At 74.6% G+C, this 17,340-nt stretch carries 15 protein-coding genes; 5 read left to right on the top strand and 10 right to left on the bottom strand.

The window, feature by feature from the left end:
* Both ACIWVC_RS30500 and ACIWVC_RS30505 read left to right on the top strand, forming a co-directional pair.
* Positions 1 to 1,809 (top strand): AAA family ATPase (locus tag ACIWVC_RS30500; RefSeq protein ID WP_396454889.1); only part of this gene is annotated, 1,809 nt, incomplete at its 5' end.
* Between the two features lie 115 nt (positions 1,810 to 1,924).
* Entirely contained in the window at positions 1,925 to 2,620 is a 696-nt protein-coding gene (locus tag ACIWVC_RS30505) for a histidine phosphatase family protein (RefSeq protein ID WP_396449914.1), read from the top strand.
* Positions 2,621 to 2,640: 20 nt separating this feature from the next.
* Here ACIWVC_RS30505 and ACIWVC_RS30510 read toward each other — a convergent pair whose 3' ends face one another.
* From ACIWVC_RS30510 to ACIWVC_RS30555, 10 genes are all read right to left on the bottom strand, one after another.
* Positions 2,641 to 3,489 (bottom strand): biotin-dependent carboxyltransferase family protein, encoded by an 849-nt coding sequence (locus ACIWVC_RS30510; protein WP_396449913.1) that lies wholly within the window; start codon positions 3,487 to 3,489, stop codon positions 2,641 to 2,643.
* Complete coding sequence (gene pxpB, locus ACIWVC_RS30515; RefSeq protein ID WP_396449912.1) at positions 3,486 to 4,100, bottom strand: 5-oxoprolinase subunit PxpB; 615 nt, start codon at positions 4,098 to 4,100, stop codon at positions 3,486 to 3,488. Before pxpB ends, ACIWVC_RS30510 begins: the two co-directional genes overlap by 4 nt.
* A complete protein-coding gene (locus ACIWVC_RS30520) occupies positions 4,097 to 4,846 on the bottom strand; it encodes a LamB/YcsF family protein (protein WP_396449938.1) in 750 nt (249 codons plus the stop codon). The genes pxpB and ACIWVC_RS30520 overlap by 4 nt, the downstream gene beginning before the upstream one ends.
* Positions 4,847 to 4,874: 28 nt before the next feature.
* On the bottom strand, positions 4,875 to 5,243 hold the full coding sequence (locus ACIWVC_RS30525) for a hypothetical protein (protein WP_396449911.1): 369 nt from the start codon (positions 5,241 to 5,243) through the stop codon (positions 4,875 to 4,877).
* A complete protein-coding gene (locus tag ACIWVC_RS30530) occupies positions 5,243 to 7,366 on the bottom strand; it encodes an SseB family protein (protein ID WP_396454890.1) in 2,124 nt (707 codons plus the stop codon). The genes ACIWVC_RS30525 and ACIWVC_RS30530 overlap by 1 nt, the downstream gene beginning before the upstream one ends.
* A 51-nt stretch (positions 7,367 to 7,417) precedes the next feature.
* Positions 7,418 to 8,950, bottom strand: a complete 1,533-nt coding sequence (locus ACIWVC_RS30535; protein WP_396447034.1) for an SseB family protein — start codon at positions 8,948 to 8,950, stop codon at positions 7,418 to 7,420.
* A gap of 105 nt (positions 8,951 to 9,055) precedes the next feature.
* Positions 9,056 to 10,594, bottom strand: coding sequence for a hypothetical protein (locus tag ACIWVC_RS30540; protein ID WP_396447035.1), 1,539 nt, complete (start codon positions 10,592 to 10,594; stop codon positions 9,056 to 9,058).
* A gap of 182 nt (positions 10,595 to 10,776) precedes the next feature.
* A complete protein-coding gene (locus ACIWVC_RS30545) occupies positions 10,777 to 11,025 on the bottom strand; it encodes a hypothetical protein (protein ID WP_396447036.1) in 249 nt (82 codons plus the stop codon).
* Between the two features lie 141 nt (positions 11,026 to 11,166).
* Positions 11,167 to 11,835: a cytochrome b/b6 domain-containing protein gene (locus ACIWVC_RS30550; RefSeq protein ID WP_396447037.1), complete on the bottom strand. Its 669-nt coding sequence runs from the start codon at positions 11,833 to 11,835 to the stop codon at positions 11,167 to 11,169.
* A gap of 76 nt (positions 11,836 to 11,911) precedes the next feature.
* Positions 11,912 to 12,616, bottom strand: a complete 705-nt coding sequence (locus tag ACIWVC_RS30555; protein ID WP_396447038.1) for a molybdopterin-dependent oxidoreductase — start codon at positions 12,614 to 12,616, stop codon at positions 11,912 to 11,914.
* A gap of 94 nt (positions 12,617 to 12,710) precedes the next feature.
* On the opposite strand from ACIWVC_RS30555, the gene ACIWVC_RS30560 reads away from it, so the two are divergent.
* The 3 genes from ACIWVC_RS30560 to ACIWVC_RS30570 all read left to right on the top strand — a co-directional run.
* Positions 12,711 to 13,292, top strand: coding sequence for an HhH-GPD-type base excision DNA repair protein (locus ACIWVC_RS30560; protein ID WP_396447039.1), 582 nt, complete (start codon positions 12,711 to 12,713; stop codon positions 13,290 to 13,292).
* Between the two features lie 347 nt (positions 13,293 to 13,639).
* Positions 13,640 to 15,772, top strand: a complete 2,133-nt coding sequence (locus ACIWVC_RS30565; protein WP_396447040.1) for a SpoIIE family protein phosphatase — start codon at positions 13,640 to 13,642, stop codon at positions 15,770 to 15,772.
* 252 nt (positions 15,773 to 16,024) lie between these two features.
* The coding region (locus ACIWVC_RS30570; RefSeq protein ID WP_396454891.1) for an RNA polymerase sigma factor at positions 16,025 to 17,340 on the top strand (1,316 nt) is incomplete at its 3' end.

A 17,340-nucleotide genomic window follows, 5' to 3' on the forward strand; every position in this document is an offset into this window, starting at 1 on the left:
GCCGCGCGGGCCGCCGAGGCCGGGGCGGCCCCGGAGCGCCAGGCCCCGCCCGAGCGCCGCACCGCCCCGGCGCCGGACATCTCCGTCGCCGAGGCGCTCGCCGAGCTGGAGAACATGATCGGGCTGGAACCGGTGAAGCGGCAGGTCCGCTCGATCGCCGCGTCCATCGAGGCCGCGCACATGCGCGCCGCCGCCGGCGTGCCCACCGAGAAGCCCATGCGGCACTTCGTCTTCGTCGGCCCCTCGGGGACGGGCAAGACGACCGTCGCCCGCGTCCTCGCGAAGATCTTCTACGCGTTCGGGCTGCTGCCGGAGCCGGCGCTGGTCGAGGCGCACCGCGCGGACCTCGTCGGGGAGTTCCTCGGCGCGACGGCCCTCAAGACCAACCGGCTCGTGGACTCCGCGCTCGGCGGCGTCCTGTTCATCGACGAGGCGTACGGCCTGGTCAACTCCGCCGAGGGGCAGCCCGACCGCTTCGGCGACGAGGCCGTCCAGACGCTGCTCAAGCGCGCCGAGGACGACCGCGACAACCTGGTCATCATCCTCGCCGGCTACGAGGCGCAGATGGCCGAGTTCCTCGACTCCAACCCCGGGCTCGCCTCCCGGTTCGGCACGCGCGTGCACTTCCCGTCGTACCGCCCGTCCGAACTGCTGCGGATCGCCGACTACCACACCGGGCTGCGCGAGGACCGGCTCGACCCGGAGGCCCGGCGGCGGCTCGCCGCGCGCTTCGAGGAGGTCGAGCGGCGCGGCATCGTCGACGAGCTGGGCAACGGCCGGTTCGTGCGGACCCTGACCGAGGCGGCGGCGCGGGCGCGGGACGTCCGCGTCGTGGACGCCGCCGCGGCGTCCGGGCGTGGCGCGCCCAGCGCCGACGACCTCGTCACCCTCCGCGCCGAGGACGTGGAGGCCGCGTTCGCGGAGGTCACCGAGCGGTACCGCGGCTACGCCGAGACCCCGACGCTGGACGAGGCGCTCGGCTCGCTCGACGAGATGATCGGCCTGGAGCCGGTCAAGCGGCAGGTCAGGGAGATCGCCGCGCAGCTCCAGGTGGCCCGGATGCGGCAGGAGCAGGGCCTGGTCACCCGCCCGCCCACCCGCCACTTCGTGTTCACCGGGCCGCCCGGGACGGGCAAGACCACCGTCGCGCGCGTGCTCGGCCGCATCTTCGCCGCGGCGGGGCTCCTCGCCCGCCCCGAGGTGGTCGAGGCGCAGCGCGCCGACCTCGTCGGCGAGCACCTCGGGGCGACGGCGCTGAAGACCAACAAGGTCGTCGACTCGGCCCTCGGCGGCGTCCTGTTCGTGGACGAGGCGTACGCGCTGAGCAACCAGGGCTACTCCGGCGGCGACGCGTTCGGCGCGGAGGCGGTGCAGACGCTGCTCAAGCGCGCCGAGGACGACCGCGACCGGCTCGTGGTCGTCCTCGCCGGCTACGAGGCCGACATGGACCGGTTCCTCGCGTCCAACCCGGGGCTCGCCTCCCGGTTCGACGTGCGCGTCGACTTCCCCTCCTACGGGCCGGACGAGCTGCTCCGCATCGCCCAGCTCATCGCCGAGCAGGGCGGCGACCGCTGGGAGGACGACGCCCTGGACGACCTCGCCCTCGTCTTCCAGCGCGTCTGCGGGACGGGCCGCATCGACGAGTTCGGCAACGGCCGCTTCGCCCGCTCCATGTACGAGAAGGCGTGCGCGTGCCGCGCGCTGCGCGCCGCCGAGCTCGGCGAACGCGCCACCGCCGACGACCTCACGCTCCTCACCGCCGCCGACGTGCGCGACGCGTTCGCCGACCTCGCCCACCGCCTGGCGTAGCCCCGCGTCCACGAGGAGACCGGCCGCCGCGGGCGCACGCCCGGCCTGTCGCCCTCAGGCCGCAACGCGAGACCCGTCCGGCGCGGCGCCGGATCGGTCGTCTAGGGTGCGGTCCGTGGACGAGCGGGACGAGCCGGTCGAGTACCGGCAGACGCGGTACAAGGCGCCGGAGGGCGCGACCGAGATCCTCCTGATCAGGCACGGCGCCTCGGCGCCGGCCCGGGCCGACCGGCCGTTCCCGCTCGTGGACGGCCAGGCCGACCCCGATCTCGCCCCCGAGGGGCGCGAGCAGGCCGAGCGGGTCGCCGAGCGCCTCGCCGAGGAGAAGCTCGACGCCATCTACGTGACGCCGCTGCGCCGCACCGCGCAGACGGCGGCGCCGCTGGCCGCCCGCCTCGGCCTGGAGCCGCGCGTCGAGGCCGGCATGCGCGAGGTCCACCTCGGGGAGTGGGAGGGCGGGCTGTTCCGCAAGAAGGTCGCCGACAACGACCCGGTCGCGCAGCGGATGTGGGCGGAGGAGCGCTGGGACGTCATCCCCGGCGCGGAGCGCACCGAGGAGTTCGCCGCGCGCGTCGAGGAGAGCCTCGCCCGGCTCGGCGCGGCGCACGCGGGCGGCCGCATCGCGGTGTTCACCCACGGCGGGGTGATCGCGCAGGCGCTCGCCGCCGCGACCGGCGCCCGGCCCTTCGCGTTCCTCGCCCCCGACAACGCGTCGATCTCCCTGCTGGTGCGGCTCGGCGAGCTGGCGTCGGTCCGCGGCTTCAACGACGTGGCCCACCTGGACTGGTCCGTCCCGGCGCCGCTGACCTGACCGCCGGCCCGGCCGCCGTCCTAGAGGCGGAAGCGGAGCCGCTGTCCCGGACGCAGCTGTGCCGCGGCGGCGACGGCAGCCGAGCCGAGCACGGCGATCACGGGGTAGCCGCCCGTCGTCGGATGGTCGGCCAGGAAGATGATCGGCAGCCCGCTGGGCGGCACCTGGATCGACCCGGTGACCACCCCCTCGCTGCGCAGCTCGCCGCCGCGCGCGCGGACGAGCGGAGGCCCGTCCAGCCTGACCCCCACGCGGTTGCTGTCGGGCGACACCTCGTAGAACGCGGACGTGAGCGTCGCCAGCGCCTCCTCGGTGAACCAGTCGTCACGCGGACCCGGCAGGACGCGCAGCACGGGAGTCTCCGGCAGGGGCGGCGCGGGAGCGACGTCGACGACGATGTCGGCCAGGCCCTCGCACGCTCCGATCGGGAGGCGGTCGCCCGGAGCCAGCGGAGCCGGGCCCAGCCCGGACAGAAGATCGGTCGAGCGGCTCCCGAGGACCTCCTCGACCGCGATCCCGCCCCGCACGGCGAGATAGCTGCGGAGGCCGGACGGAGGCGTACCGATCTCCACCAGGGCGCCGCAGGGCACGAAGCACGGCGCGTTCGGCCCGTGGGCGCGGCCGGCGACGCGGACGGACACCGGCGCGCCGGTGACCGCGACCCAGGCCCGGGTGCGGAACCGCAGCGCCGCGCCGCCGAACGTGAACTCCACGCCCGCCGCGCCCTCGGGGTTCCCGACGAGCCGGTTCGCCAGGCGCAGCGCGCGCTCGTCGGCGGCGCCGGAGCGCGGGACGCCGAGATGGGCGCGGCCCGGCCGGCCGAGGTCCTGCACGGTCGCCAGCGGCCCGGGCCGCACGACCTCGATCAACGCCGCTCCTCCGGGACGAACCGGACGCGGGTGCCCGGCCGGAGCAGGCACGGCGGGTCGCGCGCGACGTCCCACAGCCGCAGCGGGCTGCGCCCGAGCAGCCGCCACCCGCCCGGCGACCCGGACGGGTAGACGGCCGCGTACGGCCCGGCGATCGCCACCGACCCCGCCGGGACGGCGGTGCGGGGCGACGCGCGGCGCGCCACGTGCAGGGCCGGGTCCAGGCCCGTCAGGTACCCGAAGCCGGGGGAGAAGCCGAGGTAGGCGACCGTGTACGCGCCCGCGCAGTGCCGCCGGACGACCTCCTCCCGCGACAGCCCGGTCAGCTCGGCGACCTCGTCGAGGTCGGCGCCGTCGTAGACGACCGGGATCTCCACCGGCTCCGCGCCGGCCTCCGCGTCGTCCGGCAGCGGCAGCCGCGGCAGGCGCGCGGCGATGCCGCCGAGGTCGGCCGACGGGTCGGTGATCACCAGGACGGTGTGCTCGCCCGGCACGACGTCCACCACCCCCGGCAGCGGGTCGTCGCGCAGCGCGGCGTTGAGGCGGTGCGACGTGGCGAGGTCGCCCGTCTCCACGAGCAGGGCCGCGTCACCGGCCCGCAGGACTCTCACGCGAACGACTCCAGCGCGACGCCCGCCTCGGCCAGCGCCGACCGGACGGACTGGGCCAGCGCCACCGCGCCCGGCGTGTCGCCGTGCACGCAGATGGACCGCGCCTTGAGCGCGACCTCGCTGCCGTCGACCGCGACCACGGTCCCCTCCACGGCCATCTTGATCGCGCGCTGGATGACGGCCTCCCGGTCCTGGATGACCGCGCCCGGCTCGCGCCGGGACACGAGCGCGCCGGCCGGCGTGTAGGCGCGGTCGGCGAAGCATTCCGCGACGACGGTCAGCCCGTCGGCGACGTCGTGCACCACGGAGCCCGGAAGGGTCAGCAGCGGCAGCGACGGGTCGTAGGCCCGTACCGCCTCGACCACCGCCTGCGCCTGGACGGGATCGCGGCTCACCCGGTTGTAGAGCGCGCCGTGCGGCTTGACGTAGGCGACGCGCCCGCCCTCCGCGCGCGCGATGCCGTCCAGGGCCGCGAGCTGGTAGAGGATCTCGGCGGTCAGCTCGGGCGCGGCCACGTCCATCTCCCGGCGGCCGAAACCGGCCAGGTCCCGGTACGACACCTGCGCGCCGATGGCCACCCCGCGCTCCACGGCCGCCGCGCACACCCGCCGCATGATCAGCGGGTCGCCCGCGTGGAAGCCGCACGCCACGTTCGCGCTCGTGACCACGTCGAGCAGCGCCAGGTCGTCGCCCAGCTGCCAGATGCCGTACCCCTCGCCGAGGTCGGCGTTGACGTCGATGACCATCATGGTCGGGACCTCCCCGCTCACCGTCTCAGACGGCCTCTTCGCGCAGGTCTTCGACCTCGTGCCTGGAGGCCCACGCCTGGTAGACGCCGCGGTCGAACAGCTCCAGCCCGAGCCGCTCCGCGACCGGTGCCTTCCCGCCGCAGTACTCCACGCGCAGCCAGCCGTCGTGCTCGCCCAGCACGACGAACGGCTCGCCGCGCCAGGTGCAGTGCGTGGTCACGTACCGCACGCCGTCGACCTCCGACCGGGGCACCACCTGGACGTAGCGGTCGGGCGACACCTGCCGGAACCCGTCGGCGTGCCGCCGGGAGTACAGCCGCACGCGGTCGCCGTCGGGGCTCGCCTCGTACTCGGCGCCGCGCCAGTCCGCGTAGAAGCCGTGCCGGATGCCCATCAGCGCCCTCCCGGCAGTTTCACCAGCCACCTGCGCAGGTCGGCGTCGTACCCGGCGACGAGGGTCTGCGCGCCGCGCGCGTCGAGCCGGTACATCTCGGCGCCGTGCGGGAGGCGCTGGCTCTCGATCTTGAACTCCGGGATGGCGGGGCCGTCGCCCGGCGCGTACCCCGACCCGGGGAACGGCGCCCGCTCGATCACCCAGCCGCCCGGGATGATCCCCATGCTCCACTCGTCGATCCCGCCCAGCGGGCGGCGGAACAGCGCCGGCTTCACCGCCGGCCAGCGGATCAGGAAGAGCTGCTCGTCCGCGTGCGAGAAGGGCGACCCCTCGTACACGAGCCCGAGCGCCCGGATCATCGCCGAGGGGGACCTGATCTCCCGGACGTCCTGCAGGCGGTGCACGTAACCGGCGACCAGGTCGTACCCGCCCTCCAGGTAGTGCTGGACGTGCTCGGGCCGCACCACCTTCTGCATCATCACGACCTCGGACGCGCCGTCGCGGGCGGCGTCCGCCGACCCGAGGTCGCCCGGCTGCGCGGCGGCGGGGACGCTCTCGCCGCCGCCCCGCTCCCCGTCGCCCGGCCGCCGGCCGCCCCGGTCCCTGCCGCCTTGGTCCCTGCCGCCTTGGTCCCTGCCGCCCTGGCCGTAGAGCGGCGCGACGGGCAGGCCGTGCGGGTCGCTCGGCGTCTCCCGGGACGCCGGGGTCTCGGGCCTGCGCGGCGCGGGAGCCGGGGGGCGCCGCGGGGCGGGCGCCGGGCGCGGCGGCACGGCGGTCTGCGGCCGGGTGGCCGCGACGGGCTGCTCGGCGGGGCGCCGCGCGGCGGGCGCCTGCGGCCGCGGGGCGGGCACCGCCGGATGCGCGGCCGGCGCCGCGGGAGACTGGGGCGCGGGCGGCCGGGCCGGTTCGGCCGGTCGCTCGGGGGCGCGCTCGGCCGGCCGCTCGGCCGGCCGCTCGGCCGGTCGCTCGGCCGGTCGCTCGGCGGGCCGGTCGGTCGGGGCCGGGGGCTGCGGTCGGCGGTCGGGCGGGCGCAGCGCGCCGGAGTCGTCGCGCGGGTCTGTGGGCGCCTGTGGCGGCGCGGAAGCGGCCGGGGACGGCTCCGGTCGGCTCCGCGCCGATTCGGGGCTCTGCACCGGCCTGGGCGCCTGCCGGCGGGCGCCGGAGCCGCTGCGGGGCGGCTTGACGCCGCGGGTCCGCGTGCGTGACGGGCGGCGGGACGACGGGCCCGCCACGTGGACGTCCGTCGGCACCGGAGGCACGGGCTTGCGCGGCTCCTCCGGCTCCAGGAGCGCCTTGGCGTCCAGGTACGAGGCGCTGGGCAGCCCCGGGTTGACCGCGAGCTGCCACTCGGGATGCGGCCAGCGCCGGGCCAGCTCCGCCAGCGTCGCCTCGCGGTGGTGGACGGCCTGGCCCTGCAGGGAGCGGTCCATCGCCTCCGGCGAGGTGAACGCCAGGACGAACGTGCCGTCCCCGAACTGCGCAGTGGCGAACTGGCGCCCCGCCTCCCCGGGCTCTCCCGGCGAGGGCAGGTAAAGGACCGCGCGCGCCAGGAGCTCCAGGTAGCCCTGCTGGTCGCCGCGCTCCCGGGCGTCGGTGAGGGCGGTCTCCAGGGCGGAGCCGGAGGGCCGGGAGGCGCGCGCGGAGGACGCGGCGGAGCGGCGCTCGTCCTCGGGCACGGCCAGCGGGATGCCGAGGCCGGGCAGCGCCAGCGGCCCGCCGTCCGGGCCCGCCTTGCTCGCCTGGTAGACCAGTTCGAGCGGCGACTCGATCCCGTACACGTCGCGGAAGGCGCCGACCATCTGCCCGGCGAGCATCGCGCACGCCTCCAGGTGCTCGGCGGAGGCGCGGCCGCCGCGGTCACGCCAGGTGAACCGGTCCCACCAGTTCTTGCGCTCCTCCTCGTCCGGCGGCTCCCAGCCGAGCGCGCGGAGCCGCCGCTCCTGCCGGGGCGCCAGCGGGCGGGGCAGGAACGCGCTGCCGACGGCCTCGGCGTCCAGCACGCCCTCCGACCTCATGGCCTGGGCGTACGGCAGCCCGCTCGGCCCCTGCACGATGAGGAACGACGTGACCGGAAGCCGGGACAGCTCCAGCGTCAGCCGTTTGGCGAAGTCGTTCCAGTCCACTCGGGTCCACTTCCACGTCCGTCCTGTACTAGACAGTAGCCGAACGCCGCGTCAGTCGGTCCGGGGAGCCGGGACGGCGTCGGTCCGCACCTGGGTCCAGACCCCGCCGATGGCGTCGTACACCGCGAGCGGCGTCTCGTCGCCGTCGCCGGCCGACCGCCAGAGGCGGGTGCCGTGCGGCGGCCTCATCGGCACACCGGCGGGCCTCGGCCGCGGCGCGGGCGCCCCCTCCGGCGCGCCCCCGTCCGGTGCCCGGTCCGGCGCCCGGTCCGGCGGCGGGCCGTCCTGCGGTCCGTCCGGCGGCGGTCCGTCCGGTGCCCGGTCCGGCGCTCCGCGCGGCGGCTTGTCCGGCGGGGCGCCCAGGGGCGGTGCCGCGGCCGGCGCCGGTTCGCGCGCCTCCGGCTCGGGGCCGCCGCGCTCCAGGGCCGCCTTCAGGTCGGCCGCCGTGTACGGGTCGATCGCCGTGTGCGAATCGTCGCCGGGTGCGTCGGCGCCCGGGGCGGAACCGTTCAGGCCGGAGGTCGGCCCCCCGGCGACCGGGTTCGGCCCCGAGAGCGCGTGGGGGTCGACCGTCCCGTACGGGTTGGGGGCGTCGAGCGCGGCGGCGGGCGGCGCGTCCTGGACGCCGGTCAGCCGCCCGAGGACGGACGAGTCGAGCAGCACCTCGCTGGGCAGCCCCCAGTTGATCGCCACCCGCCACGCGGGGTCGGGCCAACCGGACGCCAGCCGGGCGAAGGACGTGCGCCGGTACAGGCCGGGATGCCGGTCGCCCGTGCGCGCCAGCGCGCCCGGCGAGGTGAACACCGTGACGTAGGTGTCGCCGCCGATAGCGATGGTGGGGAACTCGGCGCGGTCGGGGTCCTCGACGGCGGAGGCGGTCGCCGGGAGCACCAGGTCGGCGCCCGCCAGCAGCCGGAAGTAGGTGGTGTTGTCGCCGTTCGCCTTGGCCTCCGCCAGCCGGGGTTCGAGGAGCTCGGCGTCCGCGCCCGGCACGCCGTCCGTCGGCAGCGGCATCGGGGTCCCCGCCGGGGGAGTGCCCGCCGCCAGCGGGTCCGCCGCCAGCGGGTCCGGCGCGCCCGGGAGGGCGCCGCCCGCCGTCGCCCGCCGCCTGGTCACGCGGGACGGGTCGGCGACGTCGATGCCGAAGTCGGGGAGCTCGATGAGGCCGGTCCCGTGCCGGTGGAACGACTCGTACACGAGGTCGGACGGGCGCCGGACGCCCTGGACGTCCCGCAGGGCCGTGACCATCACGTCGGCCAGCCGCGAGTAGTCGCCGTCCGTCACGCTCAGCATCCCGCCGGGGGTGCCCGCCCCGGGCAGCTCCGTCCACCAGTTGCGCGGCGCGGGGTCGGCGGGCGGGCGCCAGCCCGCGTCGCTCATGACCTCCTCGTCCGCCACCGTGAGCAGCAGCGGCCCGTCGAGGAAGTTGTTGCTCACGGCCTCGGCGTAGAGCCGGTCGGGCTCGCGCATGGCCTGGACGTAGTGACGGCTCTCCTCGCGCTCGCGCACGATGAGGATCGTGTCGCGCTCGAGCCCCGCCAGCTCACGTCCCAGCCGCCGGGCGAACTCGGACCACTCCAACAAGATCACTCCCTACGACCGGGGGCCGGCCCCGGGCCCCGGGACCCAGCGAGACCATGCCCGGATCCCGATGATTGTCGCAGGGGACGCCGCGCGCAAACCGGGAGTTCACTCGGGCGGGGGTTCGTGACGAAGCACACTCAGGGCTTCGCGGAGGGCCTCCGGGTCGCCCTCCGAGCGGTCCAGGACGTCGATGAGTTTGTGCAGGATCTGGTGGCGTTCGTAGCCCACGTCGAGCAGCGCCTGGGCGGTCGTCCACAGCTGCGGGGGTCGGCCGTCCCACAGCATCTCCGCCAGGCGTTCGTGCGCGTCGAGATGCGCCTCGTCGGCGCCCGGGTGCTCGAACTCCAGGATCACGCGGCGGTCGCCGGGATCGGACGGATCGAGCTTCGACAGGTTGACGAACCCGTGCCGCCCCGACCGCCGGTGGGTGCCCGACAGGAAGGGCAGCGCGAACGCCCGCCGGGGGAGCGCCTCCAGGTCGCCGTCGGGCAGCAGCCGGCCGACCAGGTCGCGGTCGAGGCCGAAGGCGGCCGGGTCGCGGTAGGCGTCGGCGAACTTCGCCGTCGCGTCCCACAGGGCGTCCAGCGTCGCCCTGATGCCCTCCTCCGGGAGGCCGGTGCGCGCGCCCGCCCACCGGACCCACGCGGCCAGCACGTGCGGGACGGCCTCCTGTTCCGTCGGGGAGAGCAGGACCTTCCTCGGCAGCCAGTCGAGGAGGAACATCTCGCACTTGACCGGGGACACCCGCAGCGGGCGGCCGAAGTCGTGCGTGCAGCCGTAGTCGATGATCCGGTCCACGCACCGGCTCGCCGCGGAGCGGTCGGAGAGGCCCTCCGCCTCGTCGGAGGCGAGGAAGCGGGCCGCGATCGTCGCCCGCCTGTCGCGCCCGTACACCGGCGGCTGCGGCGTCTTCCCGCCCGGGGGGAGGATGTCCACGCGCGCGCGGACGAACGCGTGGTATGAGCCGAAGTTCTCGTGCACCGGCGGGTCGTCGAGCTCGTCGGTGAGATCGAGGGCGCTGCGCAGGAGCGCCCCGGTGTCGCGCGGGTCGAGTTCCTCGAACCGCATCAGGGGGTTCTCGCGGCCCTCCCGGCGGCACTGGTCGAGGAGCCTGTCGACCCGGGAGGAGACCCACGCGTCCCTGACCATCCCGCTCGCCGGCGGAGGGCCCTCGGGCGCGTCCGGGCCGGACGGGTCGGCGGCCGGCCGGACTGCCCCGGCCTTGGTGCGGTCGACCACGATGACCAGCGCGTGCCGCTCGGCGCCGCCGTAGGTGTAAGTGCAGACGATCGAGTCCTGGTCGCCGAAGACGTCCCTGGAGACGAAGCAGCCCTCCGGCTCGACCATCCCCACCCGGTCGGCCCAGCCCGGCCGGGCGACGCCGCCGGCCATGAGCTCGAGCGCGGCGCGCTCGGCCTTGGCCGCCTGCCGGGGCGTGCCCATGTAGGCCATCCCGGTGAGCAGCGCGAGGGCGGCGGGCGTCCCGGCGTCCGCGGCGTAGTCGACCAGGGCCTCGCCGATGACCTCCTCGACGTCGCCGCCCGGCACCCGCCGGCCCCACCAGGAGCCGAGGATCTCGCTGACGATCAGTTCCGCGTCCAGGGGGCTGCGCACGGCGAGGAGTTCGCGGGCGTGCTGGAGCATGCCGTCGAAAATCGCCGAGACCTCGGCCGGGGGGGAGGATCCGTCCCGGGCAGGGTCCCCGGAGGAGCGGCTGCGGCTGCGGGGACTCACCCTTCTAGCCTCTCAGATCCCGCGCGGACGATGTCCCGGACACGGCCGAACCGGGACACGGCCGGGTGCGGCGCCCTCTATCGGCCGATCGCTCAGCCGTCCACCCCTCCGCCGGAGGCCCGCCCGGACGGCGGCTCCGATTTGAGGACTCCGGTCAGATGCTCGCGCGCCATCCGCTCGACCCTCGCGGGCGTCGCCTCCAGCCCGAGATGGGCCATGCACGCCTGGACGTCGGCCACGCACTGCCGGACCGCGCCCGAGGGGAAGGAAGCGAACTCCGCGCAGAGCCGTCGTTCGAGTGCCTCGCGCGTCTCGCTTCGGTGATCGGCCAGTGCAGGCATATCGCGCACACCTCCGCGCACGGGGTTCCGGCGGGCGGGGACGCCGCCGGCCGAGGCGGAGCAGGGCACGGACCTCCCCTGGCGGGAGCTTCCGTGCAATCCCCGCCTCGATGTCCCATTCCAGCGTTTCTGCCGGGAGAGTCAAGACGTGCCGGGTCGTCGTTTGGCAAATTCCGGACCGGCCTCCCCCGGACGCTCCTCCGGCCGATCTTCCGCCGGTTCGGCGTCGGCCCAGGCGGCGTGGTGACGCGCCGCCCAGCCTCGGTCGACCCGTCCCGTGAGCATCCCGCCGAGCGCGTCGCGGTCCCGCAGCGCCTCCCACAGGTGTCCGGCCGCCACCACGGCGATGAGGAGGAAGAGCCAGTCGTGGACGAACGTGGCGCCCGTCCGCCACCGGTCGCCCCACGGGTCCGGGAACGTCATGATCTCGCCGGTGCCGAGCATGACCAGGATGGCGCCCGCCGTGAACGCCGCGTTGAGCTTCTGCCCGGCGTTGAACTTGCCCACCGGCAGGATCCCGCGCCCGCCCCGGACGGCCCTCCGGTCGCTGCGTTTGAGCCATTCCCAGTCGTGCGGGTGGAACCGGTTGAGCCGCGAGAGGTCGGCCCTGAACGCACGGGACAGCAGGCCCAGCACGATCGGCGCCGGCAACGCGAACCCGCACCACACGTGGACGGTCTTGACCGTCTCCCTGTGGCCCACCAGCGTCGACAGCATCGGGAGGTAGAGCAGCGCGGCGGTCAGCAGGCAGGCGAGCATCAGCAGTGCGGTCGCGTGATGGATGGACCGCTCAGCGCGCGTGAAGCGCACCAGCAGGCGCGGTGCCCCCGGTCCGTGAGCGCCGCGCCGCCGCGTGTCATGTGGGGGTGTGTCGTGTGAGGGCGTGTCATGTGGGGGCATCGTTGCGCCCGTTCGACCGCCCCACCCAGGCGTCCACGTCGTACCCGAGGTTCTCCCAGTAGCCGGGCTCCTCCTTGTCGGTGAGCTCGATTCCGCCGAGCCACTTCAGCGACTTGTAGCCGTACATGGGCGCCACGTAGAGCCGTGTCGGCCCGCCGTGGTCGTGCGAGACCGGTTTCCCGTCCATCTGGGTGGCCACCAGGACGTCCCTGCGGCGCGCCTGCTCCAGCGTCAGCGACTCGGTGTAGACGCCGTCGAACGACGTGAACCGCACGGCGCGGGCCTGCGGCGACACGCCGACCGCGTCCAGCAGGTCGGGCAGGGCCACCCCGACCCAGTGCACGTCCGGGACGCGCCAGCCGGTCACGCACTGGAAGTCGCGGTCCAGGACGGTCTGGGGCAGCCGCGCCAGATCGGCCAGCCGGAACGCCTGCGGCCGCTCGACGAGGCCGCCGACGGTCACGCGGTGGGTCGCCGCGCTGTGCCGCTTCACACTGCCGGTCACGGAGTAGTAGCGGAACCCGCCGGCCGCAGGTAGGACGTCCCCGATCGGTCCTACCGGCGCCAGGGTCCGGCTCACCTTGTCCTGGACGGACGCTCCGACGGCGACCCCCGCGACGCCGAGGCCGAGCATCCCGAGCACCACCCGCCGCCCCACGGGAGCGCCCTTCGTTCGCTCCTCCTCGTTCACGTCTTCATTCGAGCACCGCGGGCCGCCCCGCGCCAGGGTCCGGCGGGACACGTAAGACTTCTGACAGATCTCGGCCCCGCCCTAAGCTGGCCGCATGGCCACGAAGGTTCACCTCGCACAGCGCCCGGAAGCCGACGAGCTGCTCGGACGCAGCCCGCTGGCCGCCCTGGTGGGCATGCTGCTCGACCAGCAGATCCCGATGGAATGGGCCTTCTCCGGCCCCTACACCATCGCGCAGCGGCTCGGCGCCGACGACCTGGACGCGCACGAGATCGCCGCGTGCGACCCGGACCGGTTCGCGGCGCTGCTGTCGGAGAAGCCCGCCGTCCACCGCTACCCCGGGTCGATGGCCAAGCGCGTCCAGCAGCTGTGCCGGTACCTCGTGGAGAACTACGACGGGGACGCCGAGAAGGTGTGGAAGGGCGTCGACAGCGGCAAGGAGCTGTTCAAGCGCCTCAACGGCCTCCCCGGCTTCGGGAAGCAGAAGGCGCAGATCTTCCTGGCGCTGCTGGGCAAGCAGTACGGCGTCCGGCCGGAGGGGTGGCGCGAAGCGGCCGGAGTCTACGGAGAGGAAGGCTCGTACCGTTCCGTCGCCGACATCACCGGCCCTGAGTCGCTGGCCAAGGTGAGGGCCTTCAAGCAGGAGCAGAAGGCCGCGGCCAAGGCCGCCAAGTAGCAGGCCGCGGGCCGGAGGGCCGCCGGGTGGACGGCGGGCGGAGACACACCCGGGGGCGGAAGTTGACGCGCCGTGACGCCCGAGGGCCGTAACATCTCCTTTTCGCCGTCCGGGCGGGCCGCCTCGGCGTCCCCCTGCGATGGCGTCCGAATCCGACGCGTTCGTCCGGGACCGAAGGGACAAGGATGTTCAGCAGGGGTTCCGTACACGGCGAACCATCGGGATGATGAATACCTGACTCCGACCGGTGTTGTGATGGAGGCGGGAGCGCTAGCCTGCTCCCATTCACTCATAGTGATGAAGACTTGCCGCGCGGTACGGGACCCTCTGGGGCGGAGGTGTTGTCCATGAGCACCGAGACGTCCGTCCCGCATCCCCGCGTCTCAGGGGTGGAGGGGCAGCCCATGGATGCGTCCGACGCCGCACTGTACGCGACCTTGCTGAAGGAGGCCCCCGGCGGCCTCGCGTTCTTCGACCGCGAGCTGCGCTGCCGCCGGGCCAACGACGCGCTCGCCGCGCTGCTGGGCGTGCCCGTGCGCGACCTGCAGCAGCGCAGGCCGTCCGAGGCGCTGCCCGAGCCGCTCGCGGCGGCGTTCGAGACGGCGCTGCGGACGGTGATCGACGAGGACCGCCCGGTCAGCGACCCCGATCTCGTCGTCCCGGCCGCGGATCCCGGCGGGGCGTCCGAGGACGCCGCGGGCGTCGCCACGGCCGTCGAGGAGCGCATCCTGTCCTGCACCTGGCTGCCCGCCAGGAACGGCGACGGCGAGCACCTCGGCGTCGTCCTGACCGCCCTGGACGTGACCGAGCGCCGCCGCGCCGAGGAGGTCATCCGCCGCAAGGAGCAGCGCTACCGCTCGCTCGTGGAGGCCAGCGCCCAGGTGGTGTGGGTCGCCGCGCCGGCCGGCGGCGTGATCGACGACGCGCCCGAGTGGCGCGCGATCACCGGGCAGACGCCCGACGACTACGCGGTCGGCGGCTGGCTGTCGGTGGTGCACCCCGAGGACCGGCCGCGCATCGAGGCCGCCTGGCGCGAGTGCGTCGCGGAGAACCGGGTCTTCGAGACCAACTACCGCATCCGCACCAAGAGCGGCACCTACCGGCACTTCGACGTCCGGGCCGTGCCGATCTGGCAGGGCGACACGGTGATCGAGTGGGTCGGCGCCAACACCGACGTCACCGGCCAGCGCGAGGCCGAGGAGATGCGCGGCCGGCTGACCGAGCAGCTGTCCGCGGCGGCGCTGCGCACCGCCCGCCTCCAGCAGGCCACGTCGATGCTCGCCGAGGCGCTGACCGTGTCCCAGGTCGTCCAGGTCATCACCGAGGTCGGGCGGTCCGCCATCGGCGCCGACTACTCGGCCGTGGCGCTGCTGGACGACGACAAGCTGCGCCTCAGCATCGTGGCGCCGTCCCAGGCGGAGGGCGAGACCAGCCCCGCCTCCCGCGACGACATCAAGGTCAGCGACCAGACCGTGATGTCGGTGGCGGTGCGCGAGAGCCGGCCGTTCCTGGCCGAGCATCCCGACAGCCTGCGCCTGCAGCTCGGCCACGGCGAGCGCGACCTGTTCGCCCAGCACACCGAGGAGCGGGCCTGGGTGGGCCTGCCGCTGCTCGCGGCCGGCGCCCCGATCGGCGCGCTGCGCTTCTCGTTCACCCGGCCCAGGGAGATCACCGAGGAGGAGCGGGTCTTCCTGGAGGCGCTGGCCGGGCAGTGCGCGCTGGCCGTCGAGCGGGCGCTGCTGTTCGAGCGCGAGCACCGCACCGCCGAGGAGCTCCAGCGCAGCCTCCTGCCCAGCGACCTACCGCAGCTGCCGGGCATGGTGCTGGCCGCCCGCTACAACCCCGCCACCCGGCACGTCCAGGTCGGCGGGGACTGGTACGACGTGTTCCGCCTCCCGGACGACCGGCTCGCCGTCGCCGTCGGCGACGTGATGGGCAAGGGCGTGCTCGCCGCGGCCGGAATGGGCCGCGTCCGCAACGCCCTGCGCGCGCTCGCGCTGAACGACCCGCGCCCCGCCGCGGTCCTGGCCGGCCTCGACCGGCTGTTCAGCGCCACCGAGGACGAGGAGCAGTTCACCACGGTCGCGTACGCGGTCATCGACCCCGAGACCGGGCACGGGGAGTTCAGCAACGCGGGGCACCCGCCGCCCCTGCTGATCTCGCCCGACACGCCCGCGCGCGTCAGCACGCGGGAGCCGGGAACACCGCTCGGCTGGCCCAGCCAGAGGCAGCAGACAAGTTTTTCCATCGAAACCGGCAACACTGTGGTCTTCTATTCCGATGGACTTGTGGAGAACCGTAGGCGTGGGGTGGACGCCGGGCTGGAGGAGCTTGTCGCCGTGGCCGAGGACGCCCCACCTGAAGTGGTAGGAGATCCCGAGAGACTCGTCGACTTCCTGGTCGATCGGATGCTTGCCGGATACGAGCAGGTGGACGATGTGACCGTGCTCGCCCTGCACGTCCCGCCCGAGCCCGCGTGAAGCCCCGCCTGAGACGCGTGGAGACGGAGCAGCACGTTCGAAGGACCGTCCCGCGCCCTCTAAGGTGGAGAGTTACCGGGTAGGACTTCAGGGCGGAATGCGCAGCAGTGCCAGAATGCTTGACCCAGACAGAGCGGGTACGCTGCCGTCCCGCACCGGTGGTCCGCTCCGTGTGTGGTCCCACCCAGTGTGAGGCCGGGCCCGTCAGGGCACTTGGGTCAACCAAGCCACACGTTCGTTCGAGAGGTATTTGTGTCGCCTGCTAGCTCGACCTCGAAAGCGTCGGATCTGCACGATCACGTCATCGCGCAGCTGATCGAGCGTGGACGGTCCCAGGGTTACCTCGAAGCCGACGACGTACGCCGTACGTTCGAGGAGGCCGACATCCCCGTGTCGAAGGCCTCCAGCATTCTGCGGAGCCTCAGCAAGGAGGGTGTGACCGTCATGGTGAGCGCTGCCGACTCCGCGGCGCCCAAGCGTCCGCGCAAGCGCGCGACGCCGGCGGCGCGCAGGCCGAAGACCGCGGCCGCCGCCAAGGAGCAACCCGACACGGTGACCGCCGTCGTCGGCGACGACGCGCCGGAGGAGGCCGCCGCCGAGCCGCGCCCGGCCGCCGCCAGGCCCGCCGCCCGCAAGGCCGCGCCGGCCAAGGGCGCGAAGGGCGCCAAGTCGAAGAAGGCGGCGCCCGCCAAGAAGGCCGCCGCCGCCAAGGGGGCGCCGGCCAAGGCCGCGCCCGCGAAGGCCGCCCCGGCCAAGAAGGGCGACGAGCCGGAGGTCGACGACGAGGTCGACGTCGACCTCGACGCCGACCTGGCCGACCTCGACGTCGAGCTGGAGGTCGACGCGGCCGTCGAGGTCGAGGAGCCCGAGGCCGACGAGGAGGAGGCCGCCCCGGTCGCCCCCGCCGCCGCCAAGACCGCCGCCAAGGCGGGCGCCGAGGGAGCCGCCCCGGCCGAGGAGGAGGGCTTCACCCTCGGCGACGACGACGAGGACGCGCCCGCCCAGCAGATCGCCGCCGCCGGCGCCACCGCCGACCCGGTGAAGGACTACCTCAAGCAGATCGGCAAGGTCCCGCTGCTCAACGCCGAGCAGGAGGTGGAGCTCGCCAAGCGCATCGAGGCCGGCCTCTTCGCCGAGGAGCGCCTCGCCGCGTCCGCGTCCACCATGTCCCAGGAGGACCTCGAAGACTTCGAGTGGATCGCCGAGGACGGCCGCCGCGCCAAGAACCACCTCCTGGAGGCCAACCTCCGCCTGGTGGTCTCGCTGGCCAAGCGCTACACCGGCCGCGGCATGCTGTTCCTGGACCTCATCCAGGAGGGCAACCTCGGCCTGATCCGCGCGGTCGAGAAGTTCGACTACACCAAGGGCTACAAGTTCTCCACGTACGCCACCTGGTGGATCCGGCAGGCGATCACCCGCGCGATGGCCGACCAGGCGCGCACCATCCGCATCCCGGTGCACATGGTCGAGGTCATCAACAAGCTGGCCCGCGTGCAGCGGCAGATGCTCCAGGACCTGGGCCGCGAGCCCACCCCGGAGGAGCTGGCCAAGGAACTCGACATGACCCC

Origin of the sequence: Actinomadura sp. (genome assembly GCF_044508335.1) — a bacterium.
GTDB lineage: Bacteria > Actinomycetota > Actinomycetes > Streptosporangiales > Streptosporangiaceae > Spirillospora.